This window comes from Streptomyces ovatisporus, from assembly GCF_042653885.1.
GTDB lineage: Bacteria > Actinomycetota > Actinomycetes > Streptomycetales > Streptomycetaceae > Streptomyces > Streptomyces ovatisporus.
The window spans coordinates 348,238-373,381 of the sequence record NZ_JBHSFH010000006.1; the positions used below are offsets into that span (position 1 = coordinate 348,238).

The following is a 25,144-nucleotide window of genomic DNA, read 5'->3' on the forward strand; positions in this document are numbered from 1 at the left end:
CGTTACTCGTTCTCCTCGGTACGGGCGGCGTTCTCGGTGGAGGGCACTGCGGAGGGCTCTGTGGCGGGCACCGCGGCCTCCGCGGAAGGGGAGCCCGAGACGGCGGGTTCGGCGCCGCCCAGCAGCAGGTACAGCACGGCCATGCGGATGCTGACGCCGTTGGCGACCTGCTCGACGACGGTGCAGCGCGGCGAGTCGGCGACCTCGGCGGTGATCTCCATGCCCCTGTTCATCGGGCCGGGGTGCATCACGACGGCGTGCTCGGGCATCCGCGCCATCCGCTGCCCGTCCAGGCCGTAGCGCCGGGCGTACTCCCTCTCCGTCGGGAAGAACGCCGCGTTCATGCGCTCGCGCTGGACGCGGAGCATCATCACGGCGTCGGACTTGGCGACGACGGAGTCGAGGTCGTAGCTCACCTCGCACGGCCACGCCCCGACCCCCACGGGCACCAGCGTCGGCGGTGCGACGAGGGTGACCTCCGCCCCGAGCGTGCTCAGCAGGTACACGTTCGAGCGGGCGACGCGGCTGTGCAGCACGTCGCCGACGATCGTGATCCGCCGCCCCGCCAGGTCCCCCTCGCCTCCCGCGAGGCGGCGGCGCATGGTGAACGCGTCCAGCAGCGCCTGCGTGGGGTGCTCGTGGGTGCCGTCCCCCGCATTGACGACGGAGCCGCCGATCCAGCCGGAGGTGGCGAGCCGGTGCGGCGCCCCCGAGCCGTGGTGGCGGATCACGACGGCGTCCGCGCCCATCGCCTCCAGCGTGAGCGCGGTGTCCTTCAGCGACTCGCCCTTGGAGACGGAGGAGCCCTTGGCCGAGAAGTTGATGACGTCCGCCGAGAGACGCTTGGCCGCCGCTTCGAAGGAGATGCGGGTGCGCGTCGAGTCCTCGAAGAAGAGATTGACGACGGTGCGGCCGCGCAGAGTCGGCAGCTTCTTGATCGGCCGGTCCGCGACCCGGGCCATCTCCTCGGCGGTGTCGAGGATCAGCACGGCGTCGTCGCGGGTGAGGTCGGCGGCCGAGATGAGGTGACGCTTCATCGTTGCCTTCCGTGGGTGGGTGCCCGGGGGCGGAGGTCAGGCGTGCGGGTGTCGTGGGCTGAGCTCGATCGATGTGGCTGCATTTGGGCCGTGCGGCCGCGGGCGGCTGCACTCGGCTGCGTCGGCTGCTTGCCGCCGCTTGCGGGCTCGCCGGAGTGGTGCCGGGGAGGCCGCCGAGGTGTGAGGCGGTTCACGGCCGGGGCGGGCCGGTGCGGCCGGCAGCGTGGCAGGAGGGTGTCCCGGGGCCGACCTGGCTGCCCCTAGCGCTCCGCGTGCCCGGGGTCGGACGGTGCGGACCGGACGGTGACGGGCTCCTCGGCACCGGCCGCGGCTCCGGCGGCTCCGGCGGCTCCGAGCAGCACGCCGTCGCGGCCGTCCTCCTCGGTGAGCTGGACCTTGACCGTCTCCCGCAGCGAGGTGGGCAGGTTCTTCCCGACGTAGTCGGCGCGGATGGGAAGCTCGCGGTGACCGCGGTCGACAAGCACGGCGAGCTGGACCGCGCGGGGACGCCCGATGTCACCCAGCGCATCCAGCGCGGCACGGATCGTACGCCCGGAGAAGAGGACGTCGTCGACGAGGACGACCAGCCGGCCGTCCACCCCGTCGCCGGGGATCTCCGTGTGCCCGAGGGTGCGGGCGGGGCCGAGCCTGAGGTCGTCGCGGTACATCGTGATGTCGAGCGAACCGTGCGGCACCGGCCGGCCGGTGATCTCCGCGAGCTTCGCGGCCAGGCGCCGGGCCAGGAAGACACCACGGGTGGGGATTCCGAGAAGCACCACGTCATCGGCGCCCTTGGCGCGTTCGACGATCTCGTGGGCGATGCGGGTGAGGACGCGCGCGATGTCGGGCGCCTCGAGTACGGGGCGGCCTGCGGCGGCACCCCTGTTGCCTGAGTCCATACGGAAAGGACCTCCTTCCCCGCCTCACGGGACGGGCCTTAAAGGACGTCTGAGCTGTCACCCAAACGGTAGCAGGGGCGTGCACAAGCCCCGAGGGCGCCCCTGGCGGGCCACGGAAGGGCATGTTCCGCTCACCTCGGCAAAGCTACTCGGCGTTCGGCTTGACGGCGGACATTACGCTGCGTAACCTCACAGTGAGTTACCACTTTCTCGTACGCGGGGAGCGATATGTCCAGCGAATACGCCAAGCAGCTCGGAGCGAAGCTCCGCGCCATCCGCACCCAGCAGGGCCTCTCCCTTCACGGTGTCGAGGAGAAGTCCCAGGGCCGCTGGAAGGCGGTCGTGGTCGGTTCGTACGAGCGCGGAGACCGCGCCGTCACAGTTCAGCGCCTCGCCGAGCTGGCCGACTTCTACGGTGTGCCCGTCCAGGAACTGCTTCCGGGGACCACCCCGGGAGGTGCCGCGGAGCCGCCGCCGAAGCTCGTGCTGGACCTGGAGCGGCTCGCCCACGTCCCGGCCGAGAAGGCCGGCCCGCTCCAGCGGTACGCAGCCACGATCCAGTCGCAGCGAGGCGACTACAACGGCAAGGTCCTGTCCATCCGGCAGGACGACCTGCGCACGCTCGCCGTCATCTACGACCAGTCCCCCTCGGTGCTGACCGAGCAGCTCATCAGCTGGGGCGTGCTCGACGCCGACGCACGCCGCGCGGTGGCCCACGAAGACGCGTGAGCGGCCTTCCTCCGCCCGACGTGCGAGTCTGAGCCCGACGTGCGAGTCTGACCGGCCCGGACGGGCCGAAGAAACGTGCCGCCGCCTGTGGCCGGCCCCTTCCGGGGTCGGCCACAGGCGGCGGCTTCTGTTTTCGCGTCGCGGAGCTCCCGTGTTCGGGCGGAGCTCCGGCTGCTCCTGCCGGTCAGCGCCGAAGCGTCGGCTTGAGGTCCTGCAGGCGGCCCAGCAGGCCGTTGATGAACGGAGGCGACTCGTCCGTCGAGAACTCCCTGGCGATGGCCAGGGCCTCGTCGATGACGACCGCTTCGGGCACCTCTTCCGACCAGATCAGCTCGTAGGCCGCCAGACGCAGGATGCAGCGGTCTGCCACCGGCATCCTGTCCAGCGTCCAGCCCACCGAGTAGGTCGAGATGAGCTCGTCGATGCGCGGAGCGTTCTGCGCGTATCCCTCGATGAGCTGCATCGTGTATTCGCCGACGGGCGGATGCCGGTCGTCGGTCCCGGCGTGCCGGATCCAGTCGGCGAGGACGTCCGTCGCGGCGACGCCGCGCTGGTCCGCCTCGAAGATGATCTGGAAGGCACGCTTACGGGCCTTGTTACGGGCAGCCACGGTTAGCTGTTCACCCGGCCGAGGTACTCGCCGGAACGGGTGTCGACCTTGATCTTTTCACCCGTCGTGATGAAGAGGGGAACACCGACCTCGTAACCCGTCTCCAGGCGTGCGGGCTTGGAGCCGCCGGTGGAGCGGTCACCCTGAACTCCCGGCTCGGTGTGCTCGATCGTCAGCTCGACCGCCGCGGGCAGTTCGACGAAGAGCGCCTCGCCCTGGTACATGGCGACCGTCGCCTCGAAGCCCTCCAGGAGGTAGTTGGCGGTCTCGGCGACGATCTCCGGGGTGATGTGGATCTGGTCGTAGGTCTCCATGTCCATGAAGACGAAGTACTCGCCGTCCTTGTACGAGAACTGCATGCCGCGTCGGTCCACGGTCGCCGTCTCGACCTTGGTGCCCGCGTTGAACGTCTTGTCGACGATCTTGCCGGACATGACGTTCTTCAGTTTCGTACGGACAAAGGCCGGCCCCTTGCCGGGCTTGACGTGCTGGAACTCGACGACGGACCAGAGCTGGCCGCCGTCGAGCTTGAGCACCATGCCGTTCTTGAGGTCGTTCGTGGATGCCACGGTTGCGGAATCTCCTGAGACTGCTGCTGCGGGAACCAGAGGGCTGCCGCGGCACTCCCGCCCGTCAGGGGCTAGAGAGCGAGCAGCTCTTTGGTCGTGATGGTGAGTAGCTCGGGTCCGCCGTCCGCCGCGGGGCGGACGACGAGCGTGTCGTCGATCCGGACACCGCCCTGGCCCGGTAGATGGACCCCGGGCTCGATGGTGACCGGCACACAAGCGTCGAGTTTACCCATGGCCCCAGGTGACAGCCGAGGGTCCTCACCGATTTCCAGACCCAGCCCGTATCCCGTCGCGGAACCCAGCGCTTCGGCATGCCCCGCCCCGTCCAGCACCTGACGGGTGGCACGGTCGACGTCGCTGCAGGCCGTACCCGGTGTGAGGGCTTCGCGGCCCGCGCGCTGAGCGGCGAATACGAGGTCGTACAACTCGACTTGCCAGTCGTCCGGAGCCGTGCCGATGACGAAGGTCCGGCCGATCTGGCAGCAGTAGCCGTGGTAGCGGGCACCCAGCCGCACGGAGAGGAAGTCGCCCTCCTCCACGCGCCGGTCGGTGGGCCGGTGGTGGGCGAGACCGGAATTGCGTCCGGTGGCGACCGAGGTCGGGAAGGCGGAGCCTTCGGCCCCGTGGTCGATGAGTCTGCGTTCCAGTTCGAGAGCGAGATGCCGTTCGGTGCGTCCGACCAGGATCGACTCCAGCAGCTCGCCCAGTGCCTGGTCGGTGATCTCCGCGGCGGTACGCAGAGCCGCGATCTCCTCCTGGTCCTTCACGACCCGCTGCGCCTCCACGGAGCACGTCAGACGCGTCAGATGGAGTCCGGCGACGGAATCCACGGCCCGGTACCGGCTGACGGTGAGGTGGTGCTCCTCGACGGCCAGACTGCGTGCCCCCGCCGAAGCGGCGAGGTCGGCTGCGGCCACCGCCGTGTCGCCGTCCGGGGACTGGATGGCCACCGTGCGCAGTTCGTCGGCGGGCCTGCTGCCGGCATGGCGGTGCGAGGGATCGGCGGCGGCGGGACCGAGCAGCGTGTCCGTGCCGTCGGCGCCGAGCAGCAGCGCCGCTCCGTCAGGCGGACGGCCCGTCAGATAGCGGATGTTGGCGGGCCGCGTGACCAGTAGCGCGTCGGCGTGACCGGCCTGCGCTGAGTTGGCGGCGCAACGCTCGCGGAGCAGGGCGCGACGAGCCACGTGGACCTCGGACATATTGCCGAGCGTACGGAGACCGGGCCGCGAGGGCAGTTCCTGCGGGGCCGTGCGGGCGACGGGTCCCGCGGCGCCCGCCCCCAGGGCGGCTCCCTGGACACCGTCCCTGCTGCACCGGGGCGCAGGCGGTGACGGCCGTACGGGCAGGGCTGCACGGGCAGCAGAAGAGCTCCGCCCTCCCGGGCTCGTCGCACGTCACCAGCGCGGCGGGCTCGCCAGGCTGCGGGCGACGACGTCGTCGAGCATCCGGGCCGTCGTCGCGACGTCCTGCCGGGAATTGTCGATGATCGGCAGGCCGGAGCCGTACCAGCCGGCCATGCGTCCGTGGATGTTCGCCACTTCCTCGTCGCTGAGGCGCCGGTTGCCGCTGCGGGCGGCGTTGCGCTCCAGGACGATCTCCAGCCCCGGGAGCAGCACCACCGGGATCATGCCGGGCCCGACGTGCCTCTTCCAGCCGCCGAGACCCACCACCGGCCGGTCGGGGAAGACGGCGTCGTCGAGGATGCAGGAGATTCCGTTGGCCAGGAAGTTGCGGGCGGCGAAGCCGCATGTCCGGCGGGCGAGCCTGTACTGCGCCTCGGAGTGGTCGTTCCAGCCGCTCTGGGGGTCGGCGAAGCCGGAGCGGACCCACTCGCGCACGTCGTCGAGGCTGATGTGCGCGGTCGGCACCGCGCGGCGGTCCGCCCAGTAACGCGCGACCGTCGACTTGCCCGCGCCCGCCGGACCGATCAGCAGCACGGCCACCGCGGCGCGGGTCGCGTCGAGTTGGGCGGGGTCGGTGTCGGGGGCGGGAATCTCGACGGGTGCGCCCCTGGAGAGCGTGAGGTGCCCGGTGGTCTCGGACGGAGGCACGTCCATGTCGTTCGCGGGCCGTCCGTCGGGCCGCCGCGCCGGGGCGGCGGGCACGGGCGGCGGCGCTCCTGGGGCGTGCGGCTGCGCGGGAGGGGGCGCTGCGGGGACGTGCGGCGGTGCGGGGGCAGCCGGCGGCCCCGGCACGGGGGGCTGCACGGGTGGCTGCGCGGGGGGCTGGGGTGGCGGCGGTTGCTGGGCGTGACCGCCGGGCCATCCCGGCTGCGGCACGGAGTGCGGCTGCGCAGGCGGCGGGGGCGGCGGTGCCTGTCCGGGGTACGGGGGGCGCCGGCCGTCGTGGAACCCCAGCCGGGAGTCCGGCGCGGGGCCGGGCTGTTGCGCCCCGTACTGCTGCATCAGCTCCCCAACTCCATCTCGCGTCCGCCGACGCTGCCCCCGCAGCGCCATGATGGTGTGACAGTACCGGACCGTACCGCCGACTCCGTTTCCCGTTGAACGGTCGAGGAGCGCATACGGTGCCCGGCAGCCGCGCGAGCGCCTCAGAGCCCGTTCGGGAGGGCACGCAGAGCGAGTTCGTAACTGCCGATGCCGAACCCCGCGATCGTGCCGCTGGCGACCTCCGAGATGACGGAGGTGTGCCGGAACTCCTCCCGGGCGTGCGGGTTGGAGATGTGCACCTCGATCAGCGGTGCGGTCCGCTGCGAGGCCGCGTCGCGCATCCCGTACGAGTAGTGCGTGAACGCGCCGGGGTTGATGACGACGGGGATCTTGCCGTCGGCCGCCTCGTGCAGCCAGCGGATCAACTCGCCCTCGTCGTTGGTTTCGCGCACCTCCACCGCGAAGCCCAGCTCCTCGCCGAGGGCCGTGCACCGCTCGACGAGGTCCGCATAGGACGTCGATCCGTAGACGTCGGGTTCGCGGGAGCCGAGACGGCCGAGGTTGGGGCCGTTGAGGACGAACACGCGGCGGCTCATGCGGCGATCTCCGCGTGCGCGGCGAGCAGCATGGCCGGATCGGGCGCTTCCAGTACGGAGGGCTTCGCCAGGCCGTCGAGAACGATGAAGCGGAGCATGTCCCCCCTGGACTTCTTGTCGACCCGCATCGTCTCCAGCAGCTTGGGCCACTGGTCCCCGCGGTAGGTGACGGGAAGGCCGAGCGACCGGAGCACGGTGCGGTGCCGTTCGGCGGTGGCGTTGTCCAACCGGCCCGCGATCCGCCCCAGTTCGGCTGCGAAGACCATACCCACGGAGACGGCGGCGCCGTGCCGCCACTCGTAGCGCTCGTTCTTCTCGATGGCGTGGGCGAGTGTGTGCCCGTAGTTGAGGATCTCGCGCAGGCCGGACTCCTTCAGGTCCGCGGAGACGACCTCCGCCTTGACCTTGACGGAGCGCTCGATCAGCTCCGCGGTGTGCGGACCCTCGGGCGTGCGGGCGGCCTCCGGATCGGCCTCGACCAGGTCGAGGATGACGGCATCGGCGATGAATCCAGCCTTCACGACCTCCGCGAGACCGCCGACGTAGTCGTGCACACCCAGCGACTCCAGCGCCGCGAGATCGCACAGCACCCCGGCGGGCGGGTGGAAGGCCCCCACGAGATTCTTGCCCTCGGCGGTGTTGATGCCGGTCTTGCCGCCGACGGCGGCGTCCACCATGCCCAGGACCGTCGTCGGTACGGCGACCCAGCGCACGCCGCGCAGCCAGGTCGCGGCGACGAAGCCGGCGACGTCCGTCGTCGCCCCGCCGCCCACTCCGACGATGACGTCGCTGCGGGTGAAGCCGGTCTGGCCCAGGACCTTCCAGCAGTACGCCGCGACCTCGGCCGTCTTGGCCTCCTCGGCGTTGGGCAGCTGAACGGCGATGGCCTGGTAGCCCTGCGATTCGAGGTCCTCGCGCAGCACGCCGCCGGTCTCGGCCAGAGCCTCGGGGTGCAGCACGGCGACCCGTTTCGCCGATGTGCCGATCAGCCCCGGCAGTTCGCCGAGGAGCCGGCGGCCGATGAGTACGTCGTAGGGCTGTGTGCCGGCGGAGCCGCCCACAGTGATACGGGTGGGCGCCGGGGTCGTGCTGGTCATGACTGCTTCAGCTCCAGGACGTCGAGAATTTCGTCGGCGACCTCGTCCGGGGTGCGGTCCCCGGTGCCGACGACGGCGCGGGCGACCTCCGTGTAGAGGGGACGGCGCGCGTCCATCAGTTCCCGCCACTGCTTGCGGGGATTCATCATCAGCAGCGGCCGTGGCGCGTCGAGACCGACGCGCTTGACGGCCTCCGCCACGTCCATCTCCAGGAAGACGACGGGGGCCCCCGCCAGCAACTCCCTGGTCTCGGGGGCGAGTACGGCCCCGCCGCCCAGCGCCAGCACACCGGTGTGCTCGGCAAGGGCGGTGCGTACGGCGGCACGTTCCAGCTCGCGGAAGTGTTCCTCGCCCTCGTCGAGGAAGATTTCGGAGATCGGCTTGCCCGCCGATTCGACGATGTCCTGGTCCGTGTCCCGGCAGACCGTGCCCAGCCGCTGGGCCAGCAGCTCGCCGACGGTCGTCTTGCCCACGCCCATCGGGCCGACGAGGATCACTGCGGGCCCGGTCATTTGATCTCCAGCCCGTCGAGGAAGCCGCTCACGTTCCGGCGGGTCTCCCGGACGCTGTCGCCGCCGAACTTCTCCGCCACCGCATCGGCCAGCACCAGCGCGACCATCGCCTCCGCCACGATTCCGGCGGCGGGCACGGCGCACACGTCGGAGCGCTGGTGGTGTGCGCGGGTCTCCTCACCTGTCGCGACATCGACGGTGGCCAGCGCCCGCGGCACCGTCGCGATCGGCTTCATCGCGGCCCGTACGCGCAGGAGTTCACCTGTGGAGAGGCCGCCCTCGGTGCCGCCGGAACGGCCGGAACTGCGCCGCAGACCACCCTCACCGGGCACGATCTCGTCGTGCGCCTTCGAGCCGGGGACGCGCGCCAGGCCGAAGCCGTCGCCCAGCTCGACGCCCTTGATGGCCTGGATGCCCATCAGCGCTCCGGCCAGCCGCGAATCGAGACGGCGGTCCCAGTGCACGTGGGAGCCGAGGCCCACCGGCACGCCGTGCGCCGCCACTTCGACCACGCCGCCCAGGGTGTCACCGTCCTGATGTGCCTGGTCGATCTCGGCGACCATGGCCTTGCTCGCGTCGGCGTCCAGGCAGCGCACCGGGTCGGCGTCCAGGCGTTCCACGTCGCCGGGCTGCGGAACGAGCCCGTAAGGCGCCTTGGCGGCGCCGAGTTCGACAACGTGGGAGACGATCTCGATGCCGGTGGTCTCCTTCAGATACGACTGCGCGACCGTCCCCAGCGCCACTCTCGCCGCCGTCTCCCGCGCCGACGCCCGCTCCAGTACGGGACGTGCCTCGTCGAAGCCGTACTTCTGCATGCCGGCGAGATCGGCGTGCCCGGGACGCGGACGGGTCAGCGGCGCGTTGCGGGCCAGCCCCGCGAGCGTCTCGGGATCGACGGGATCGGCCGCCATGACCTGCTCCCACTTCGGCCACTCCGTGTTGCCCACCATGATCGCGACCGGGGACCCGAGGGTGAGTCCGTGCCGGACACCGCCGATGAAGGTGACCTCGTCGCGCTCGAACTTCATCCGGGCGCCGCGTCCGTAACCCAGCCGCCGCCGTGCCAGCGCGTCCGCCACCATGTCGGTGGTGACGGGCACACCGGAAGGGAGTCCTTCCAGCGTCGCCACCAGTGCGGGGCCGTGCGACTCCCCCGCCGTCAGCCAGCGCAACCTGCTCAACGGTGCTCCTCGATCTTGCGCCTCGGCGCTCTCGGCGGCCCTTGCGGCCTTGCCGGTCCTCTCCGGCTCTGCCCCCGATCTTGCCACGTGAGAGGAGCGTGGCCGCCGCCCGTCCACAGGCCGGACGGCGTATCCCGGGGACTGCGCGGAGCGGACGGGCGGCCGCACCGTTCCGGCATGCCGTCACCACGGCGACCGCGCACTCACGCCGTACGCGCGTGCAGTGCCTCTTCCCCGGCCGCGCGCATGGCGGCGAGCGGTGCGGGCGAGCGTCCGGTCATCAGCTCGACCTGGAGTACGGCCTGGTGCACGAGCAGGTCGAGGCCCGAGAGTACGGTGCCTTCCCGCCGCGACCAGGCGGCGGCCAGCGCGGTCGGCCACGGCGCGTAGAGCACGTCGAAGAGGGCGCCCGGACGCGCCGGGACGCCTGACGCCAGCGCGTCGGTGGTGCCCGCCGGAGTCGTGGCGATCACCAGCGGGGCCGTCAGCGCCTCGGCTGCGTCCGCCCAGGCGGCGACCCGCACGGGCGCACCGAGGCGCTCGCCCCAGCCCCGCATCTCACCGGCGCGCCGTTCGCTGCGTACGTACGCCGTGATCTCGCCCGCACAGATCCGGGCGAGCGCCGCCAGCGCGGAGGACGCGGTGGCCCCCGCGCCGAGAATCGCCGCGTTCTCGACGCGCTCGATCCCCCGCTCCCGCAGGGCCGCGAGCATGCCCGGAATGTCGGTGTTGTCGCCGATGCGCCGCCCGTCACCCGGGAAGAGGACCGTGTTGACGGCTTCGACGGACGCCGCCGTGCCGCTGATCTCGTCCAGCAGAGGAAGGACGGCCCGCTTCAGCGGCATCGTCAGCGACAGGCCCGCCCACTGCGGGCCGAGACCGCCGAGGAAGGCAGCGAGGCCGGCCTCGTCCACCTCGCGGCGCTCGTACGTCCAGCCCGTCAGGCCCAGCGCCCCGTACGCGGCACGGTGCAGCACCGGGGAGAGCGAGTGCGCGACAGGCTTGCCGAGAACTGCGGCGCGCCGTACGGCCGTCGACGCCTCAGGGGCCGGCCGTACGGGGTGGTGCCGCTCCATCAGCCGCCGTTCTCCTTCTTCTTGCGCTGTTCCCTGTTGAAGTCCTGCACGTTGCGGTCGTGTTCGGCCTTGCTCGCGGTGAAGCGGGTGTCGCCCGGCTTGACGGTGACGAAGTAGATCCAGTTGCCCTTCGTCGGGTTGAGCGCCGCCTCGATGGCCTGGTGACCGGGGTTGTCGATGGGGCCCGGCGGGAGCCCCCGGTTGAGGTAGGTGTTGTACGGCGAGTCGAACTTCGTGTCCTCGACCGAAGTCTCCAGCGACGAACGGCCCTTGGCGTAATTGATGGTCGAGTCGAACTGGAGCAGTATGTTCTTCTCCAGCCGGTTGTAGATCACCCGCGAGACCCTGCCGAACTCCTCGTCCTGCTGCGCCTCCGCCTGGATGAGGGACGCGATGACCAGTATCTCCTCGGGTGTCTTGCCCACCTTCTTCGCCTCGGCGGCCAGATTCACCTTCGTGTGCTCGGCCTTGGCCCGCTGGACCATCTCACGCAGCACGTCCGCCGGGTCGCTCTCCTCGCCGACGCTGTAGCGCGAGGGGAAGAGGAACCCTTCCGGGTTGCCCTCCGCGTACCGCGGCAGTCCGAGGTCGGCCTTCTTGGCGGCCTTCTGCGTCGTCCCTGCCGGCTCGCCCAGCTTCTCGTCCACGAGCTGGTAGATCTTCTTCGCCCGCAGGCCCTCGGAGATGATCAGACCGTTCTGGCTGGCGGGGTCGAGCATCAGCTTCAGCGCCGCCGCCCCCGACATCTCCTTGCGCAGGCTGTACGTCCCGGGCTGGATGCCGTTCGCCTTGGAGTCGGCCTCGGCGGCCTCGACGAACGCGCGGGCGCTCTTGGTCACGCCCGCCTTCTGCAGGGCGTCGCCCATGTCCGCGATGGAGGCACCGTCCGGGATCTTGACCTGTGCCCGGCCGGAACCCTCGCCGGAGAAGTCGGGCGCCGGGGCCAGATGGGCCTGGTAGAAGTCGTACCCGTAATAGCCGGCCGCTCCGACACCGCCTGCGAGCACGAGCGACACGACCAAGCACGCGCAGCCGTTCCGCTTCTTCTTCTCGCCGGTGCCCTTGCGGCCGCTGCGGCTGCCCTTGCGGTCGGAGTTCTCGCCGTCGTCGGTCCCGTCGTCGTCCTGGTCGGCGAAGAACGCGTGCTCGCCCTGGTCGGGTCCGGGGTCCCAGCCGGTCTCCGGATCCGCGTCGGGTCCGGCGGGCCGGCCGCCCGGCCCGCCGTGGAACCCGCCGGGGCCCGCCTGGCGTCCGGGGCCCGCGAACTGCCCGGGAGGGCCCTGCTGCTGAGGGTGGCCGGGAGGGTAGCCGCCCGGGGCGGCGTAGTAGCCGGGCTGCGCGCCGGTGTCGTAAGGGTCGGCCACGGGCTGCATTCCGCGGGGATCGGTGGCGCCCATGCCGTAGCCGGGGTCGTAGTGACCACCGTGACCACCGCCGTCGTAGCCGCCCTGGCCGCCCTGGCCATCACCGTAGGGCCGGCCTTGCCCCTGGCCGCCCTGGAAGTTCTGCGGCTGCTGCTGGTAGTAGCCCTGCTGCTGAGGAACCTGATGCTGACCGGTGCCGTACGGATCGGGGTGCTGGCCGGTGTACTGGCCCGCGTAGGTGTCCCCGTCGTTCTGGTAGGTGCGGCGGCGTCCCTCCCACCCCGGGTCCCCGAACAGCGGGTCATCGGGATGCCACGGTGGGACGTCCTGCCCCCGGCCATACTCAGTCATCGATCCCCTAGATCTGCCGGACGGCAACCGTTCCGAACACACACGAGGCAAGACGCCCGCACACCCGTGGTGCGCGAGCCTCCCGGCGGCTGCCGTGTCGCGGGAACGTTACCGTATCGCGATCAGACAACCACTTCGACGCATTGGCCGGGCGGACTGCCTGACATCCGTTCAGTCTCCAGGGCGCTCTGCAGAATGACCACCGCCGCAGCCTGATCGATGCGTGAGCGGCCCTTCTTGGAGCTCACGCCGGAAGCACGCATGCCCTGTGCCGCCGTGACTGTACTCAAGCGCTCGTCCACCAGCCGCACCGGCACGGGTGTGATCTTCCTCGCCAACTGCTCCGCGAACCCGCGGACTTTCGCCGCCGCCGGCCCCTCGCCCCCCTTCAGGGAGCGAGGAAGTCCGACGACCACTTCGATGGGCTCGTACTCCGTCACCAGCGAGGCCAACCGCCGCTGCGCAGCGGGGAGATCACGCGCGGGCACCGTCTCGACCGGTGTCGCCAGCAACCCGTCGGGGTCGCTGGATGCCACCCCGATACGGGCGTCCCCGACGTCGACGGCGAGGCGCCGGCCCCGCCTCATCAGGCCGGGCCGCTCTCTGCCACCAGCCGCTCGACAGTGGCGATGGCTTCCCCGACGGCGTCCGGGTTCTGGCCACCGCCCTGCGCCACGTCGGGCTTGCCGCCGCCCCCGCCGCCGAGCGCCTTGGCGGCGCCCCGCACCAGGTCACCGGCCTTGAGTCCGCGCTCACGCGCGGCTTCGTTGGTGGCGATGACGGTCAGCGGACGGCCGTTCGTCACCGCGAACAGCGCGACGACGGCGGCCCGGCCGCCGGTGATGCGCTGGCGCACGTCCAGTACCAGCGTGCGCAGGTCGTCGGCAGCGGTGCCGTCCGGCACCTGGGCGGCGGCCAGGGCCACCCCCCGGACGTCCGCGGCACCCCGGGCGATACCCGCGGCGGCCTGGAGCACCTTCTCGGCGCGGAAGCGCTCGATCTCCTTCTCGGCGTCCTTCAGGCGCGTGACCATCGAGGAGATCCGCTCCGGCAGCTCCTCGGGACGCCCCTTGAGCAGGTCGGTGAGCTGCGAGACCACCGTGTGCTCGCGGGCGAGGAACTTGTAGGCGTCCACGCCCACGAGTGCCTCGACGCGGCGCACGCCCGAACCGATGGAGGACTCCCCCAGCAGCTTCACCAGGCCCAGCTGCGCGGTGTTGTGCACGTGGGTGCCGCCGCACAGCTCCTTGGAGAAGTCGCCGATGGTCACCACGCGCACCCGCTCGCCGTACTTCTCGCCGAACTCGGCCAGCGCGCCCTGCTTCTTGGCTTCGTCGATGCCCATGTACTCGGCGTTGACGTCCAGTTCGCGCGCCAGCACCTCGTTGATCTTCTGCTCGACGTCGGTGAGGACCGTCCCCGGAACGGCCGCCGGGGAGCCGAAGTCGAACCGGAAACGCCCCGGAGAGTTCTCCGAACCGGCCTGGGCGGCCGTCGGCCCGAGAGCGTCCCGCAGGGCCTGGTGCGTGAGGTGCGTCGCGCTGTGGGCGCGGGCGATGGAGCGGCGGCGGTCCGCGTCGATCTCCGCGTACGCGCCGGAGCCGACGGTGACCTCACCGACCTGCACGACGCCCTTGTGCACGTGGACGCCCGTGACCGGCTGCTGCACGTCGCGGACCTCGACCACCGCGCCGCTCTCCATCCGGATGCGCCCCGTGTCGGCGAGCTGGCCGCCGCCCTCGGCGTAGAACGGCGTGCGGTCCAGGACGACTTCGACCTCGTCGCCCTCGTGGGCGGCGGGCGAGGAGACCCCGTCGACGAGCAGTCCGACGACGGATGCCTCACCCCCGGTGTGGTGGTAGCCCGTGAAATCGGTGGTGCCGCCGGCGTCGGCGATCCGGCGGTAGGCGGAGAGGTCGGCGTGCCCCTGCTTCTTGGCCCTCGCGTCGGCCTTGGCGCGCTCCCGCTGCTCCTGCATGAGGCGGCGGAAGCCGGTCTCGTCGACGGACAGGCCCTGCTCGGCGGCCATCTCCAGAGTGAGGTCGATCGGGAAGCCCCACGTGTCGTGCAGCAGGAAGGCCTTCTCGCCGGGCAGCACATCGCTGCCGGACGCCTGGGTGTCGCTGACCGCGGCCTCGAGGATGTTGGTGCCCGAGCGCAGCGTCTTGAGGAAGGCGGCCTCTTCGGCGAGCGCGACCGTCTCGATGCGCTTGCGGTCGGTCTCCAGCTCCGGGTACTGCGGTGCCATGGCCTTGATGACGGTGTCCGTCAGCTCGGCGACGGTGGGGCCGCTCGCGCCGAGGATGCGCATGTTGCGGATGGCGCGGCGCATGATGCGGCGGAGCACGTAGCCGCGGCCCTCGTTGCCCGGGGTGACGCCGTCGCCGATGAGCATGATGGCGGTGCGGATGTGGTCGGCCACCACGCGCAGCGAGACGTCGGACTGCTCGGCGTCGCCGTAGCGCACGCCGGTCAGTTCGGTCGCCTTGTCGAGGACCATGCGCGAGGTGTCGATCTCGTACATGTTGCGCACGCCCTGGAGGACCATCGCGAGCCGCTCGAAGCCGAGACCCGTGTCGATGTTCTGGCTGGGCAGGTCGCCCACGATCGGGTAGTCCTTGCCCTCGCCCGGACCGCGCTCGTACTGCATGAACACCAGGTTCCACAGCTCGACGTAGCGCTCGTCGTTGACGGCGGGCCCGCCCTCGGGGCCGAACTCCGGACCGCGGTCGTAGCTGATCTCCGAGCAGGGGCCGCAGGGGCCCGGGACGCCCATGTCCCAGTAGTTCTCCTCCTTGCCCAGCCGCTGGATCCGCTCGGCCGGTACGCCCACGACGTCACGCCAGATGCGCTCGGCCTCGTCGTCCTCCTCGTAGACCGTGATCCACAGCCGCTCCGGGTCCAGGCCGTAGCCGCCCTTGTCCTGGGGAGTGGTCAGCAGCTCCCAGGCGTACTCCGCCGCGCCCTCCTTGAAGTAGTCGCCGAAGGAGAAGTTGCCGCACATCTGGAAGAACGTGCCGTGCCGGGTCGTCTTGCCGACCTCCTCGATGTCCGGCGTGCGCACGCACTTCTGGACGCTGGTGGCGCGCTCGAAGGGCGGCCGGACCTCGCCGAGGAAGTACGGCTTGAAGGGCACCATGCCCGCGGGGACCAGCAGCAGCGTCGGGTCGTCCGCGATCAGTGACGCCGACGGCACGACGGTGTGCCCCCGCTCCTCGAAGAAGCGCAGCCAGCGGCGGCGGATTTCAGCCGACTCCATCAGTGGTCCTCGTTTCGGTCGTACGGTCGGGGGCGGCCCTGCGGCTGTGCGGGGCCGAGCTGACAGCCCGGGGGCCGGCCGGGAAGCTGCCCCGCGGAATCACCGTCCGGCGGGACGTCGAGCCCCAGGGCGTCGTTCAACTCGCTCTCGCGCTGGGCCATACCGGCGCGGACGTCGAGGGCGAACTCCTTGAGGCGGTGGCCGGTGTCGACTGCCTTGTCCGCGGCCCGGACGGCGAGCGCGTCCGGCGCGAGCGAACGGAGCCTGCGCTGGACCTTGGTGGTCGCCCAGACACCCGCTGCGGCGCCGGTGGTGAACCAGAAAGCACGGCGGAACATCGGCGCCTCAGCTCCTTCCGCGCTTGCGGCCGCCCCGCCGCGCCGCGGGAAGCGTGCGGCTCAGGACCACCTTGCGCGGAGCGGGCGGCCGGGCGGAGAGGTCCTTCTTGCGGCCGAGCGCGCGCCGTACGCCGTAGCCGAAGGCTGCGACCTTCACGAGCGGCCCGCCGAAGGTGGTGGAGACCGTGGAGGAGAGCGCGGAGGCGTTGGAGGTCACCTCCTGCACGTCCGTCGCGATCGCATCCACACGGTCCAGCTGGGTCTGGGCCGAGCGCACCGTCGCCGATGCCTCACCGAGCAGCGGAACCGCCTGCTCTGTCACGCCCGTCACCAGCTTGGTCGCCGCCTTGAGCGTCTGCGCGAGCCTCACCAGCACTACGGCGAGGAACGAGACCAGAATCGCCCAGAAGACGGCCACCAGGAGACCGGCCACTTCTCCACCGGACACGCTGCACCGCTTCCCTCGGGTCATTTCGGGGTCGGCCGCCGCCCTGGCTGCTCCACGCCGTGGAAGCCGGACCCGCGCGGCGGCGGATACTCCGACCTTATCGCGACGGGAGACCTCGGCCGTACCGCATTCCTGCAGCACGGAGGGCGCCCGGGACGAAGTCGCCGCGCGTTCTGCAGGCCGGTGTGCCGCCGGTCCTGCCGACGGCCAACTGCTGGGCCGCGGCGGCGGGGTCCCCGCGGAAAAAGGTGAACTGCCCAGCGGTGCCGGGCAGTCGGACGTCCACCGCAGGGGCGGCGGAACGCGGCAGCCCGCCGTGCCGCCGCCGGACGGGCAGTTCGACGGGAGGCAGGCGGGCTGTGCCGGCCGGTCCCGGGACGCTGCGCCGTGGGCGGCGAGGCGCCCTCGGCGCGGCCCGGCGGAGTCGCGCGGACTCAGCGTGCGTAGTACTCGATGACCATCTGCTCGTCGCACACCACAGGGATCTCCTTGCGGTTGGGCTCCCTGTCCAGACGGAAGGCGAGCGCCTCGAGGTTGACCTCGAGGTAGCGCGGAGTCTCACCGTCGGGGGCGTAACCGCCCTCGCGTGCGACCAGGAAGGGGTGCTTGCCACGGCTGCGCTCGCGGACCTTGACCACGTCGTCCGGCCTGACGCGGAAGGAGGGCTTGTCGACCTTCCGGTCGTTCACCGAGATGTGGCCGTGCACGACCATCTGACGGGCCTGGTAGATGGTGCGGGCGATGCCGGAGCGCAGGACCAGAGCGTCCAGTCGGCGCTCCAGCTCGATGACGAGCGCGTCACCGGTCTTGCCGCCGCTCTTGCGGGCACGGTCGTAGGCGCGGACCATCTGCCGCTCGCTGATGTCGTACTGCGCGCGCAGCCGCTGCTTCTCCAGCAGCCGCACCTTGTAGTCGCTGTTCTGCTTGCGGCCCCGGCCGTGCTCGCCCGGCGGGTAGGGGCGCTGCTCGAAGTACTTGACGGCCTTCGGGGTCAGCGCGATGCCGAGGGCACGCGACTTCTTGACCTTGGGACGCGACTGGTTCACTGAACGGACCTCCATGTAAGTTAGGTGAGCCTTACCTTAGCGGAGGAGAACGCATGTATCGACCTGGGATTCCCCTGCCCGGCTCCGACGCCGGACGGGGACAGCCGCGTCCCGTGGAAGACGCCGCGGCTCCAACTGCCGCAGAGCGTGTACGAACCCTCGTGGAATCCAGCGTATCGGCCGCGCTGGACATTCCTTCAGCCCGGTCGCCGGAGGACATTCCGCCCGGATTCGGCAGTCCGGAAGCGCGGGCCGTCACCTCCGACGGTGACGTGGTCCTGCTGGTCCCCGCCGCCTCGCCCGCGGCGCAGCTCGTGGAGCACGCGGCCGGCGACGAGGTGACCGCGGTGATGGAGATCACCGACGTCGCACCGGTGACGGTCCCGCACCGCATCCGCGGCCGGGCCTGGATCGCCGGCTGGCTCACGCCCGTACGCCCGGAGCAGCGGGCTGCCTGCGCGCGGCTGATCGCCGACCGCCACCCCGCCGGGCCGATGCCCGCCGACGCGGCGTGGATGCTGCTGCGGCTGGAGGTCGGGGAGGCGTTCGTCGACGATCTGTGGGGAGCGGAGCAGGTCGAGCCGGACGACTTCGCATCCGCCGCACCCGATCCGCTCGCGCCTCACGAGGCGGAACTGCTCCAGCACCTGGCGGCCTCGCACTACGAGCAGATGCGCGGGCTGTGCGGTCTCCTGGGCGACCGCACAGCCGCGTGTGCGGCTGCGGGCGGATGCGCGGTGCCGCTGTCCGTGGACCGCTTCGGGATGCGCGTGCGCTTCTGCGCCCTGGAGGGGTTCCGGAGCGACGCGTACTTCGACGCCAGGTTCGAGTTCCCCGAACCGGTGGGCGACGTGGCGCAGTTGCGGCAGGCGATGCGGCTGCTCTTCGAGACCGCGGCGGAGCGACCGGGCAGCCAGTAGCCGGCCCGGAGCAAGCCAGGCAGCACGCGGCAGGCGGCGGACGGCCAGGCGGCAGGCGGCAGGCGGCAGGGCTCAGCGTTCGTCGGGCGCCGGGCCCGCCCCGCGCAGCCGCTCCCGTACCCGTTCGGCCACCTCCGCGTAGCGGGCCTCCGCGCCGTAGCGCGTCGGCTCGTAGTAACGCTTGCCGTGGACGGCGTCCGGGGCGTACTGCTGGGCGGCGATCCCGCCCGGCAGGTCGTGCGGGTACTGATAGCCCTTGCCGTGGCCCAGCTTCGCGGAGCCCTTGTAGTGGCTGTCGCGCAGGTGCGTCGGGACCGGCCCGGCGAGCCCGGCCCGTACGTCCGCCAGCGCGGCGTCGATCGCCAGATAGGCGGCGTTCGACTTGGGGGCCAGGGCGAGGGCGACGACGGTCTGGCCCAGGGCGATGCGGGCCTCCGGGAAACCGATCATGGCGACTGCCTGGGCGGCTGCGACGGCCGTCTGCAGGGCCTGCGGGTCTGCCATGCCGATGTCCTCGCTCGCGGAGATCATCAGGCGGCGCGCGATGAAGCGCGGGTCCTCCCCCGCCTCGATCATCCGGGCCAGGTAGTGCAGCGCGGCGTCCACGTCCGAGCCGCGGATGGACTTGATGAGCGCGCTGGCGACGTCGTAGTGCTGGTCGCCGTCGCGGTCGTACGTCACCGCGGCGCGGTCGACGGCCTCCTCCAGCGTGGCCAGGCCCACCTCGCTCTCGCCCTTGGCGAGGGCGGCGCCCGCGCCCGCCTCCAGCGCCGTCAGCGCGCGCCTGGCGTCGCCACCCGCGATGCGCAGCAGGTGGTCCTCCGACTCGTCCGGCAGCGTCACCGCGCCGCCCAGGCCGCGCTCCTCCTCCACGGCACGGCGGAGCAGTGCCCGCACGTCGTCATCGGTGAGACCTTCGAGGGTGAGCAGCAGCGAGCGCGAGAGCAGCGGGGAGATCACCGAGAAGTACGGGTTCTCCGTGGTCGCGGCGATCAGCGTGACCCAGCGGTTCTCCACCGCGGGCAGGAGCGAGTCCTGCTGCGCCTTGCTGAAGCGGTGGATCTCGTCCAGGAAGAGGACGGTGTCCTTGCTGTACGCGCCCGAGGAGCGGCGGGCACTCTCGATGACGGCCCGGACCTCCTTCACCCCGGCCGTGATGGCCGACAGCTCCACGAAGCGCTTGTCGGTGGCCCGGCTGACGACGTGGGCCAGCGTGGTCTTGCCGGTGCCCGGCGGGCCCCACAGCATCACCGAGGAGGGTCCGGCCGGGCCTCCCACGCCCTCCCCGACCAGGCGGCGCAGCGGAGAGCCGGGGCGCAGCAGGTGCTGCTGGCCCACGATCTCGTCCAGGGTGCGGGGGCGCATCCGCACGGCCAGGGGGCTGGCCGAGGGGTCCTGTGCCTGGCGTTCCTCGGCGGCTGCGGTGAACAGGTCGGCTTCCACGCCCGAAACCCTAAGTCACGGGTATGACAACCGGCGCGGGCCGCCTGAAGTGCGCCGGCCGACGCCCGTCAGCTGGTCCAGAACTCCCACCAGCGGGTCAGGATCAGCATGCCGATGACCCCGATGTGCAGCACCGGCAGCACCCACGGGAACTCCTCGACGAAACCGCGCACGGCAGCCGGCGCGGGCAGGAAGTCGTTGCGCACGTTGTGCGCGGTGACGTACCAGAACATGACGATCGTGGCGACCCACGCCAGACAGCACCACAGGCACAGGGCGTTGATGTTGTACAGCGACTGGTACATGAGCCAGGTGACGAAGCCGACGCCGAAGAGCGTGCCGGCGTTGAACGTCAGCCAGTACCAGCGGGGGAAGCGCGCACGGGCGAGCAGGCTCATGCCGACGCAGACGACGATGCCGTAGGCGACCAGCCCGATCATGGGGTTCGGCGCACCGAACGCCTCCGCCTGCTCGCTCTTCATGACACTGCCGCAGGAGACGATCGGGTTGAAGCTGCACGCGGGATCGAAATCCGGGTCCTTCAGCAGGGAGAACTTGTCCAGCGTGATGACCCAGGACGCGAGGATCCCCGCCAGTCCCGTGATCACCAGCATCACGGCGAAGGCGCGGCCGGCGCCCACGGCGCCCCCGGAGGGCTCGTCCGCGTCCGTGCGAGCTTCGTCGAGGGGTGCCGTCATGGTCATAGCCCTTGTATCCCGTCGTCCGGTCCTGGTCTGCCCCGTGTGCCGCTCATTGTGCACCAGGGCCCTTCCGCTCAGGCGAGTTTCGCGCCCACCTCGGACACCACTCGGTCAAGCGGTACGGCGGTCTGCTCGCCGCTCTGCAGATCCTTGAGCTGCGCCACCGACTCGGCCAGGTCCCGTTCGCCGACCAGCAGCGCGTAGCGTGCGCCGGATCGGTTGGCCGATTTCATGGCGTTCTTCATCCCCTTGCCGCCGTAGGCGAAGTCGGCAGCGATCCCTTCCCGGCGCAGCGCGGTGACCACCCGGAAGAGTGCACGCCGTGCCTCGTCGCCGATCGGCACCGCGAACACGTCCGTGGCGGAAGGCAGTTGCAGCTCGACGCCCTCTGCCCGCAGGGCCAGGACCGTACGGTCGACGCCCAGGGCCCAGCCCACCGAAGGCAGCGGCGGCCCGCCGAGCATCTCCGACAGGCCGTCGTAGCGTCCGCCGCCTCCGACGGCCGACTGGGAGCCGAGGCCGTCGTGCACGAACTCGAAGGTGGTGCGCGTGTAGTAGTCCAGGCCGCGCACGAGCCGGGGATCGTCCTCGTAACGGACGTCCGCCGCCGTCAGCTGCTCGCGCACCTGCTCGTGGTAGGCCTTGCAGCCCTCGCAGAGGTGGTCGCGCATCATCGGCGCGTCCGTCAACTGACGCTGCACGCTCTCCCGTTTGTCGTCCAGCACGCGCAGCGGGTTGATCTCGATGCGGCGGCGGGTGTCCTCGTCCAGGTCGAGACGGCGCAGGAACTCCTGGAGCGCCGCGCGGTAGACCGGCCTGCACTCCTTGTCCCCCAGGGAGTTGAGCAGGATGCGGAAGTCGCGCAGCCCGAGCGACCGGTACGCGTCGTGGGCGAGGATGATCAACTCGGCGTCGAGTGCGGGGTCCTCGGTGCCGATCGCTTCGGCGCCGACCTGCGAGAAGTGCCGGTAGCGGCCCTTCTGCGGGCGCTCGTAGCGGTAGTACGAACCCGAATACCAGAGCTTCACCGGAAGGTTGCCGCTCTTGTGGAGGCTGGCCTCCAGAGCCGCGCGCAGGACGGACGCGGTGCCCTCGGGACGCAGGGCGAGTTCGTCGCCGCCCTTGGTGGTGAGGGTGTACATCTCCTTGGTCACGATGTCGGTGGACTCACCGACGCCCCGGGCGAACAGCTCGACCTGCTCGAAGCCGGGCGTCTCGGTGTAGCCGTATCCCGCGCGCCGGAGCGGCGCGGAGAGCGCCTCGCGCACGGCGAGGAAGTCCGCCGACTCGGGCGGGACCAGGTCGTAGGTGCCCTTGGGGGCCTTGAAGGTGCTCACGGAAGATCTCGTCACATTCCTCGTCGGGGGGAGGCGCCTGTTGCGGCGCCTCCCGGCCCGGCGGCCACCTGCCTCATGAACGGGTTGGTGGCGCGCTCCTGGCCGATGGTGGTCTGGGGGCCGTGCCCCGAGAGCACCACGGTCTCGTCCTCCAGCGGCAGGCACACGCGTGCCAGCGACTGCAGGATCTCCTCGTGGTCGCCCCCGGGCAGGTCGGTACGTCCGACGGAGCCGGCGAACAGCAGGTCGCCCGAGAAGAACACCGGTGGTACGTCGGCCTGTTCGGGCATCCGGAAGGTCACCGACCCCTTGGTATGGCCCGGGGCGTGCGAGACGGTCAGCTCCAGTCCGGCCAGGCGAAGCGTCGCCCCGTCGGTCAGTTCCTCGACGTCGTCGGGCTCGCCGACGGTCAGCTCGCCCATCAGCTGCTGCCCGATGCTGCGGCCCAGCGCCTTCTCGGGGTCGCTCATCATGTAGCGGTCGGCGGGGTGGATCCAGGCGGGCACGCCGTGGGCTCCGCAGACCGGCACGACCGAGGCGACGTGGTCGATGTGGCCGTGCGTGAGCACGACGGCGACCGGCTTCAGCCGGTGCTTGGCGACGGCCTCCTCGACGCCTTGCGCGGCCTGGTGGCCAGGGTCGATGATCAAGCACTCCTCACCGGCGGCGGGGGCGACCAGATAGCAATTGGTCCCCCAGGCCCCGGCGGGGAACCCCGCAACGAGCACGATCGTCCTTCAGTCGTCCGGCAATCGGTCACGGCGAACAGGCAGTTCTTCGCCGATCAGGCTGGTCACAGCCTACCGGCGGCGGCACGGGCGCCGCGAACCCGTATACGGTACGGCCGGACTCTGGTACGTACGCACGCATCCCGACGCACGCACGGCCTGAAGGAGACGACCCGGTGGTCAGCAGTGATCAGCGCAGAAAGCAGCTCGCCCGTGAGAAGTACCTGCGGCAGCAGGAACGCCGGGCTGCTCGGCGCCGCAGGGCTCGCCTGCGGAACATCGCCCTCGCCGTCGTGGGGGTGCTCGTCGTCGCGGCGGCCGCCGCGTACGCGGCCACCGGCGGCCTGAACCGGGACAAGAAGGACGACACCGCCGACAAGCAGGCGAAGCCCTCCCCGTCTCCCAGCAAGTCGTACGACCCCTGCGAGAAGCCGTCGAAGGGCGAGCCCAACGGGAAGAAGTGGAAGAAGGAGCCGGAACTCGCCGTCGACCGGACCGCGAAGTACGCCATGAAGCTTGCCACGACGTGCGGTGACATCTCCTTCGAGATGGACGCCGAGAAGACGCCCCGCACCGTGAACAGCTTCAAGTTCCTCGCGGATGAGAAGTTCTTCGACCACACGGAGTGCCACCGCCTCGTCGACCAGAGCATCCACGTCCTGCAGTGCGGCGACCCCACGGCCACGGGCAAGTCCGGCCCCGGGTACACCCTCCCCGACGAGAACCTGAAGGACCCCCGTCTGAAGGGCGGCACGTACCCGGCGGGGACCGTCGCGATGGCGAACCGGTACAGCCCGCAGACGAAGGAGGGCCGGGACACCGGCGGCAGCCAGTTCTTCCTCGTCTTCGAGGACAGCACCCTGCCCCCGGACTACACGCCGTTCGGCAAGATCACCGGCGGCATGGACGTACTCAAGAAGGTCGCCAAGGCCGGTTCGACGCCCGATCCCAAGACGCAGAACACCCCGCCCAACGCGACCGTGGTGATCGAGCGGGCCACGGTGAGCAAGTCCTGACCGGCAGGACGGCAGGACCCGGGCAGCTCATGGCATGCCCGGCGGGAGCTCCGCCCGCGCTTCGCCGGATGCGGAATTTCGCTCCGTCTGCATGCGGACAGCGCGGTACGGGTTCGCCTATGTTGGCAAGTGACGAGATCTGTGGACGATGCCGGGGGCGGCTTTCCTACCGGACCGGGCATCATGTGGAGGAGGCGCTGTGAGCAGCGACCCGTCGTGGGGCCGCGTCGACGAGGCGGGGACCGTGTACGTGCGTACAGCCGACGGCGAGAAGGTCGTCGGATCCTGGCAGGCAGGCTCTCCCGAGGAAGCACTCGCCTACTTCACGCGCAAGTACGAGGGCCTGGTGGTGGAGATCGGCCTCCTGGAGCGCCGGGTGAAGACCACCGACCTGTCCGCCAAGGACGCCGGCACAGCCATCGAGCACCTGCGGGAGCAGGTGGACGCCCATCACGCGGTGGGCGACCTGGCCGCGCTGAGCAAGCGGCTCGACACCCTCGCGGGGGTGGTCGAGGAGCGCCGCGAGCAGCGCAAGGCGGAGAAGGCCAAGCAGAACGAGCAGGCACGCCGTTCAAAGGAAGAGCTGGTCGCCGAGGCGGAGGAACTCGCACAGAGCGAGCAGTGGCGGGCGGCCGGTGAAAGGCTGCGTGCCCTGGTCGAGAGCTGGAAGAGCCTCCCGCGGCTGGACAGGAAGACGGACGACGAGCTGTGGCGCCGCTTCTCCCACGCCCGCTCGGCCTTCTCCAAGCGCCGCAAAGCGCACTTCGCGCAGCTGGACGCGCAGCGCGAGGAGGCCCGGCAGCGCAAGGAGAAGCTGGTGGCCGAGGCCCAGGCCCTCTCCGACTCCCGCGACTGGGGCCCGACCGCTGCCAAGTACCGCGACCTGATGCAGGAGTGGAAGGCAGCGGGACGTGCTCAGCGTGAGCACGAGGACGACCTCTGGCAGCGGTTCCGCGGCGCCCAGGACGTCTTCTTCCAGGCCCGCAGCGAGGTGTTCGCCGAACGCGACAGCGAGCAGCGGGAGAACCTGGCACGCAAGGAGGAGCTGGCCGCGGAGGCGGAGAAGCTGCTGCCCGTCACCGACCTGAAGTCGGCACGCGGCGCCTTCCGGGCGATCAACGAGCGCTGGGACGCCGTGGGCCACGTGCCGCGTGACGCCAGGCCGAAGATCGAGGGCCGGATGCACGCGGTGGAGCGGGCGATCCAGGAGGCCGAAGAGGCCGAATGGCGTCGCACGAACCCGGAGGCGCGGGCTCGGGCGGCCGGACTCACCGGGCAGCTGCAGGACGCGGTCGACAAGCTGCAGCGTCAGGCCGAGCAGGCGCGCGCAGCGGGCAACACCGCCAAGGCCGAGAAGCTGGAGAAGGAGCTGGCGGGCCGCCAGGAACTGCTGGACCAGGCGCTCAAGGGCCTTCAGGAGTTCGGGGGCTGACCCCGGGCGGACCCCGGGGCGGGTCCGTCGACGACGAACAGTGTGCCGCCCGCACGTGATCGTGCGGG

The 25,144-nt window shown here is 71.1% G+C and carries 25 protein-coding genes; 4 read left to right on the forward strand and 21 right to left on the reverse strand.

What is annotated here, in order from left to right; translation table 11 throughout:
• Positions 1–2 precede the first annotated feature (2 nt).
• Together ACFPA8_RS12730 and pyrR are read right to left on the reverse strand one after the other, a co-directional pair.
• Positions 3–1,037: an aspartate carbamoyltransferase catalytic subunit gene (locus ACFPA8_RS12730; protein ID WP_386447050.1), complete on the reverse strand. Its 1,035-nt coding sequence runs from the start codon at positions 1,035–1,037 to the stop codon at positions 3–5.
• A 260-nt stretch (positions 1,038–1,297) separates the two neighbouring features.
• Positions 1,298–1,936, reverse strand: a complete 639-nt coding sequence (gene pyrR / locus ACFPA8_RS12735; protein ID WP_386447052.1) for a bifunctional pyr operon transcriptional regulator/uracil phosphoribosyltransferase PyrR — start codon at positions 1,934–1,936, stop codon at positions 1,298–1,300.
• Between the two features lie 228 nt (positions 1,937–2,164).
• Between pyrR and bldD the strand changes: the two genes are divergently transcribed.
• Positions 2,165–2,665 carry a transcriptional regulator BldD gene (gene bldD / locus ACFPA8_RS12740; RefSeq protein WP_028431622.1) on the forward strand — a complete coding sequence of 167 codons (501 nt, stop codon included), beginning with the start codon at positions 2,165–2,167 and terminating at the stop codon, positions 2,663–2,665.
• Between the two features lie 184 nt (positions 2,666–2,849).
• On the opposite strand, the gene nusB is transcribed toward bldD, so the two are convergent.
• The 15 genes from nusB to rpsD form a co-directional block, all read right to left on the reverse strand.
• The gene (gene nusB, locus ACFPA8_RS12745) at positions 2,850–3,275 is read right to left on the reverse strand and encodes a transcription antitermination factor NusB (protein WP_386447054.1); all 426 of its coding nucleotides are present in this window, start codon (positions 3,273–3,275) and stop codon (positions 2,850–2,852) included.
• A gap of 2 nt (positions 3,276–3,277) precedes the next feature.
• Positions 3,278–3,844, reverse strand: coding sequence for an elongation factor P (gene efp, locus ACFPA8_RS12750; protein ID WP_386447057.1), 567 nt, complete (start codon positions 3,842–3,844; stop codon positions 3,278–3,280).
• 71 nt (positions 3,845–3,915) lie between these two features.
• Entirely contained in the window at positions 3,916–5,043 is a 1,128-nt protein-coding gene (locus ACFPA8_RS12755) for a M24 family metallopeptidase (protein WP_386447060.1), read from the reverse strand.
• A 195-nt stretch (positions 5,044–5,238) separates the two neighbouring features.
• Complete coding sequence (locus ACFPA8_RS12760) at positions 5,239–6,249, reverse strand: AAA family ATPase (RefSeq protein WP_386447063.1); 1,011 nt, start codon at positions 6,247–6,249, stop codon at positions 5,239–5,241.
• A 143-nt stretch (positions 6,250–6,392) separates the two neighbouring features.
• A complete protein-coding gene (gene aroQ / locus ACFPA8_RS12765) occupies positions 6,393–6,827 on the reverse strand; it encodes a type II 3-dehydroquinate dehydratase (protein ID WP_386447065.1) in 435 nt (144 codons plus the stop codon).
• Positions 6,824–7,924: a 3-dehydroquinate synthase gene (aroB, locus tag ACFPA8_RS12770; RefSeq protein ID WP_386447067.1), complete on the reverse strand. Its 1,101-nt coding sequence runs from the start codon at positions 7,922–7,924 to the stop codon at positions 6,824–6,826. The genes aroQ and aroB overlap by 4 nt, the downstream gene beginning before the upstream one ends.
• Positions 7,921–8,436, reverse strand: coding sequence for a shikimate kinase (locus ACFPA8_RS12775; RefSeq protein WP_386447069.1), 516 nt, complete (start codon positions 8,434–8,436; stop codon positions 7,921–7,923). Before ACFPA8_RS12775 ends, aroB begins: the two co-directional genes overlap by 4 nt.
• On the reverse strand, positions 8,433–9,617 hold the full coding sequence (gene aroC / locus ACFPA8_RS12780) for a chorismate synthase (protein ID WP_386447072.1): 1,185 nt from the start codon (positions 9,615–9,617) through the stop codon (positions 8,433–8,435). Before aroC ends, ACFPA8_RS12775 begins: the two co-directional genes overlap by 4 nt.
• Before the next feature lie 203 nt (positions 9,618–9,820).
• Positions 9,821–10,693, reverse strand: a complete 873-nt coding sequence (locus ACFPA8_RS12785; RefSeq protein WP_386447074.1) for a shikimate dehydrogenase — start codon at positions 10,691–10,693, stop codon at positions 9,821–9,823.
• Entirely contained in the window at positions 10,693–12,408 is a 1,716-nt protein-coding gene (gene mltG / locus ACFPA8_RS12790) for an endolytic transglycosylase MltG (protein ID WP_386447077.1), read from the reverse strand. The genes ACFPA8_RS12785 and mltG overlap by 1 nt, the downstream gene beginning before the upstream one ends.
• A 122-nt stretch (positions 12,409–12,530) precedes the next feature.
• Positions 12,531–12,995 (reverse strand): Holliday junction resolvase RuvX, encoded by a 465-nt coding sequence (ruvX, locus tag ACFPA8_RS12795; protein ID WP_386447080.1) that lies wholly within the window; start codon positions 12,993–12,995, stop codon positions 12,531–12,533.
• Positions 12,995–15,667 carry an alanine--tRNA ligase gene (gene alaS, locus ACFPA8_RS12800; RefSeq protein WP_386447083.1) on the reverse strand — a complete coding sequence of 891 codons (2,673 nt, stop codon included), beginning with the start codon at positions 15,665–15,667 and terminating at the stop codon, positions 12,995–12,997. The genes ruvX and alaS overlap by 1 nt, the downstream gene beginning before the upstream one ends.
• On the reverse strand, positions 15,667–16,005 hold the full coding sequence (locus ACFPA8_RS12805; protein ID WP_386447086.1) for a DUF6167 family protein: 339 nt from the start codon (positions 16,003–16,005) through the stop codon (positions 15,667–15,669). The genes alaS and ACFPA8_RS12805 overlap by 1 nt, the downstream gene beginning before the upstream one ends.
• A gap of 7 nt (positions 16,006–16,012) precedes the next feature.
• Positions 16,013–16,477, reverse strand: coding sequence for a DUF948 domain-containing protein (locus ACFPA8_RS12810; protein ID WP_386447088.1), 465 nt, complete (start codon positions 16,475–16,477; stop codon positions 16,013–16,015).
• A 410-nt stretch (positions 16,478–16,887) separates the two neighbouring features.
• Positions 16,888–17,499, reverse strand: a complete 612-nt coding sequence (gene rpsD / locus ACFPA8_RS12815) for a 30S ribosomal protein S4 (RefSeq protein ID WP_368073245.1) — start codon at positions 17,497–17,499, stop codon at positions 16,888–16,890.
• Positions 17,500–17,552: 53 nt separating this feature from the next.
• On the opposite strand from rpsD, the gene ACFPA8_RS12820 reads away from it, so the two are divergent.
• Positions 17,553–18,419 carry a DUF2470 domain-containing protein gene (locus tag ACFPA8_RS12820; protein ID WP_386447092.1) on the forward strand — a complete coding sequence of 289 codons (867 nt, stop codon included), beginning with the start codon at positions 17,553–17,555 and terminating at the stop codon, positions 18,417–18,419.
• Positions 18,420–18,491: 72 nt separating this feature from the next.
• Here the strand turns inward: ACFPA8_RS12820 and ACFPA8_RS12825 are convergent, their stop codons facing one another.
• From ACFPA8_RS12825 to ACFPA8_RS12840, 4 genes are all read right to left on the reverse strand, one after another.
• Positions 18,492–19,862, reverse strand: a complete 1,371-nt coding sequence (locus tag ACFPA8_RS12825) for a replication-associated recombination protein A (protein ID WP_386447095.1) — start codon at positions 19,860–19,862, stop codon at positions 18,492–18,494.
• Between the two features lie 68 nt (positions 19,863–19,930).
• Positions 19,931–20,560 carry a vitamin K epoxide reductase family protein gene (locus ACFPA8_RS12830; protein WP_386447648.1) on the reverse strand — a complete coding sequence of 210 codons (630 nt, stop codon included), beginning with the start codon at positions 20,558–20,560 and terminating at the stop codon, positions 19,931–19,933.
• Between the two features lie 77 nt (positions 20,561–20,637).
• Positions 20,638–21,900: a histidine--tRNA ligase gene (hisS, locus tag ACFPA8_RS12835; protein WP_386447098.1), complete on the reverse strand. Its 1,263-nt coding sequence runs from the start codon at positions 21,898–21,900 to the stop codon at positions 20,638–20,640.
• Positions 21,901–21,911: 11 nt separating this feature from the next.
• Positions 21,912–22,628: an MBL fold metallo-hydrolase gene (locus ACFPA8_RS12840; RefSeq protein ID WP_386447101.1), complete on the reverse strand. Its 717-nt coding sequence runs from the start codon at positions 22,626–22,628 to the stop codon at positions 21,912–21,914.
• A gap of 176 nt (positions 22,629–22,804) precedes the next feature.
• Here ACFPA8_RS12840 and ACFPA8_RS12845 point away from each other — a divergent pair, with 176 nt between their 5' ends.
• Together ACFPA8_RS12845 and ACFPA8_RS12850 are read left to right on the forward strand one after the other, a co-directional pair.
• The gene (locus ACFPA8_RS12845; RefSeq protein ID WP_386447104.1) at positions 22,805–23,644 is read left to right on the forward strand and encodes a peptidylprolyl isomerase; all 840 of its coding nucleotides are present in this window, start codon (positions 22,805–22,807) and stop codon (positions 23,642–23,644) included.
• Positions 23,645–23,843: 199 nt separating this feature from the next.
• Positions 23,844–25,076 (forward strand): DUF349 domain-containing protein, encoded by a 1,233-nt coding sequence (locus ACFPA8_RS12850; RefSeq protein WP_386447107.1) that lies wholly within the window; start codon positions 23,844–23,846, stop codon positions 25,074–25,076.
• Positions 25,077–25,144: the final 68 nt, after the last annotated feature.

Excerpts from the sequence above, each read along its gene's own strand:
- ACFPA8_RS12730 (WP_386447050.1), bottom strand. The coding sequence starts at position 1,037 with ATGAAGCGTCACCTCATCTCGGCCGCCGACCTCACCCGCGACGACGCC.
- pyrR (WP_386447052.1), bottom strand. The coding sequence starts at position 1,936 with ATGGACTCAGGCAACAGGGGTGCCGCCGCAGGCCGCCCCGTACTCGAG.
- bldD (WP_028431622.1), top strand. The coding sequence starts at position 2,165 with ATGTCCAGCGAATACGCCAAGCAGCTCGGAGCGAAGCTCCGCGCCATC.
- ACFPA8_RS12755 (WP_386447060.1), bottom strand. The coding sequence starts at position 5,043 with ATGTCCGAGGTCCACGTGGCTCGTCGCGCCCTGCTCCGCGAGCGTTGC.
- ACFPA8_RS12760 (WP_386447063.1), bottom strand. The coding sequence starts at position 6,249 with ATGCAGCAGTACGGGGCGCAACAGCCCGGCCCCGCGCCGGACTCCCGG.
- aroQ (WP_386447065.1), bottom strand. The coding sequence starts at position 6,827 with ATGAGCCGCCGCGTGTTCGTCCTCAACGGCCCCAACCTCGGCCGTCTC.
- aroB (WP_386447067.1), bottom strand. The coding sequence starts at position 7,924 with ATGACCAGCACGACCCCGGCGCCCACCCGTATCACTGTGGGCGGCTCC.
- ACFPA8_RS12775 (WP_386447069.1), bottom strand. The coding sequence starts at position 8,436 with ATGACCGGGCCCGCAGTGATCCTCGTCGGCCCGATGGGCGTGGGCAAG.
- ACFPA8_RS12785 (WP_386447074.1), bottom strand. The coding sequence starts at position 10,693 with ATGGAGCGGCACCACCCCGTACGGCCGGCCCCTGAGGCGTCGACGGCC.
- mltG (WP_386447077.1), bottom strand. The coding sequence starts at position 12,408 with ATGACTGAGTATGGCCGGGGGCAGGACGTCCCACCGTGGCATCCCGAT.
- ruvX (WP_386447080.1), bottom strand. The coding sequence starts at position 12,995 with ATGAGGCGGGGCCGGCGCCTCGCCGTCGACGTCGGGGACGCCCGTATC.
- alaS (WP_386447083.1), bottom strand. The coding sequence starts at position 15,667 with ATGGAGTCGGCTGAAATCCGCCGCCGCTGGCTGCGCTTCTTCGAGGAG.
- ACFPA8_RS12805 (WP_386447086.1), bottom strand. The coding sequence starts at position 16,005 with ATGTTCCGCCGTGCTTTCTGGTTCACCACCGGCGCCGCAGCGGGTGTC.
- ACFPA8_RS12810 (WP_386447088.1), bottom strand. The coding sequence starts at position 16,477 with ATGACCCGAGGGAAGCGGTGCAGCGTGTCCGGTGGAGAAGTGGCCGGT.
- ACFPA8_RS12820 (WP_386447092.1), top strand. The coding sequence starts at position 17,553 with ATGTATCGACCTGGGATTCCCCTGCCCGGCTCCGACGCCGGACGGGGA.
- ACFPA8_RS12830 (WP_386447648.1), bottom strand. The coding sequence starts at position 20,560 with ATGACGGCACCCCTCGACGAAGCTCGCACGGACGCGGACGAGCCCTCC.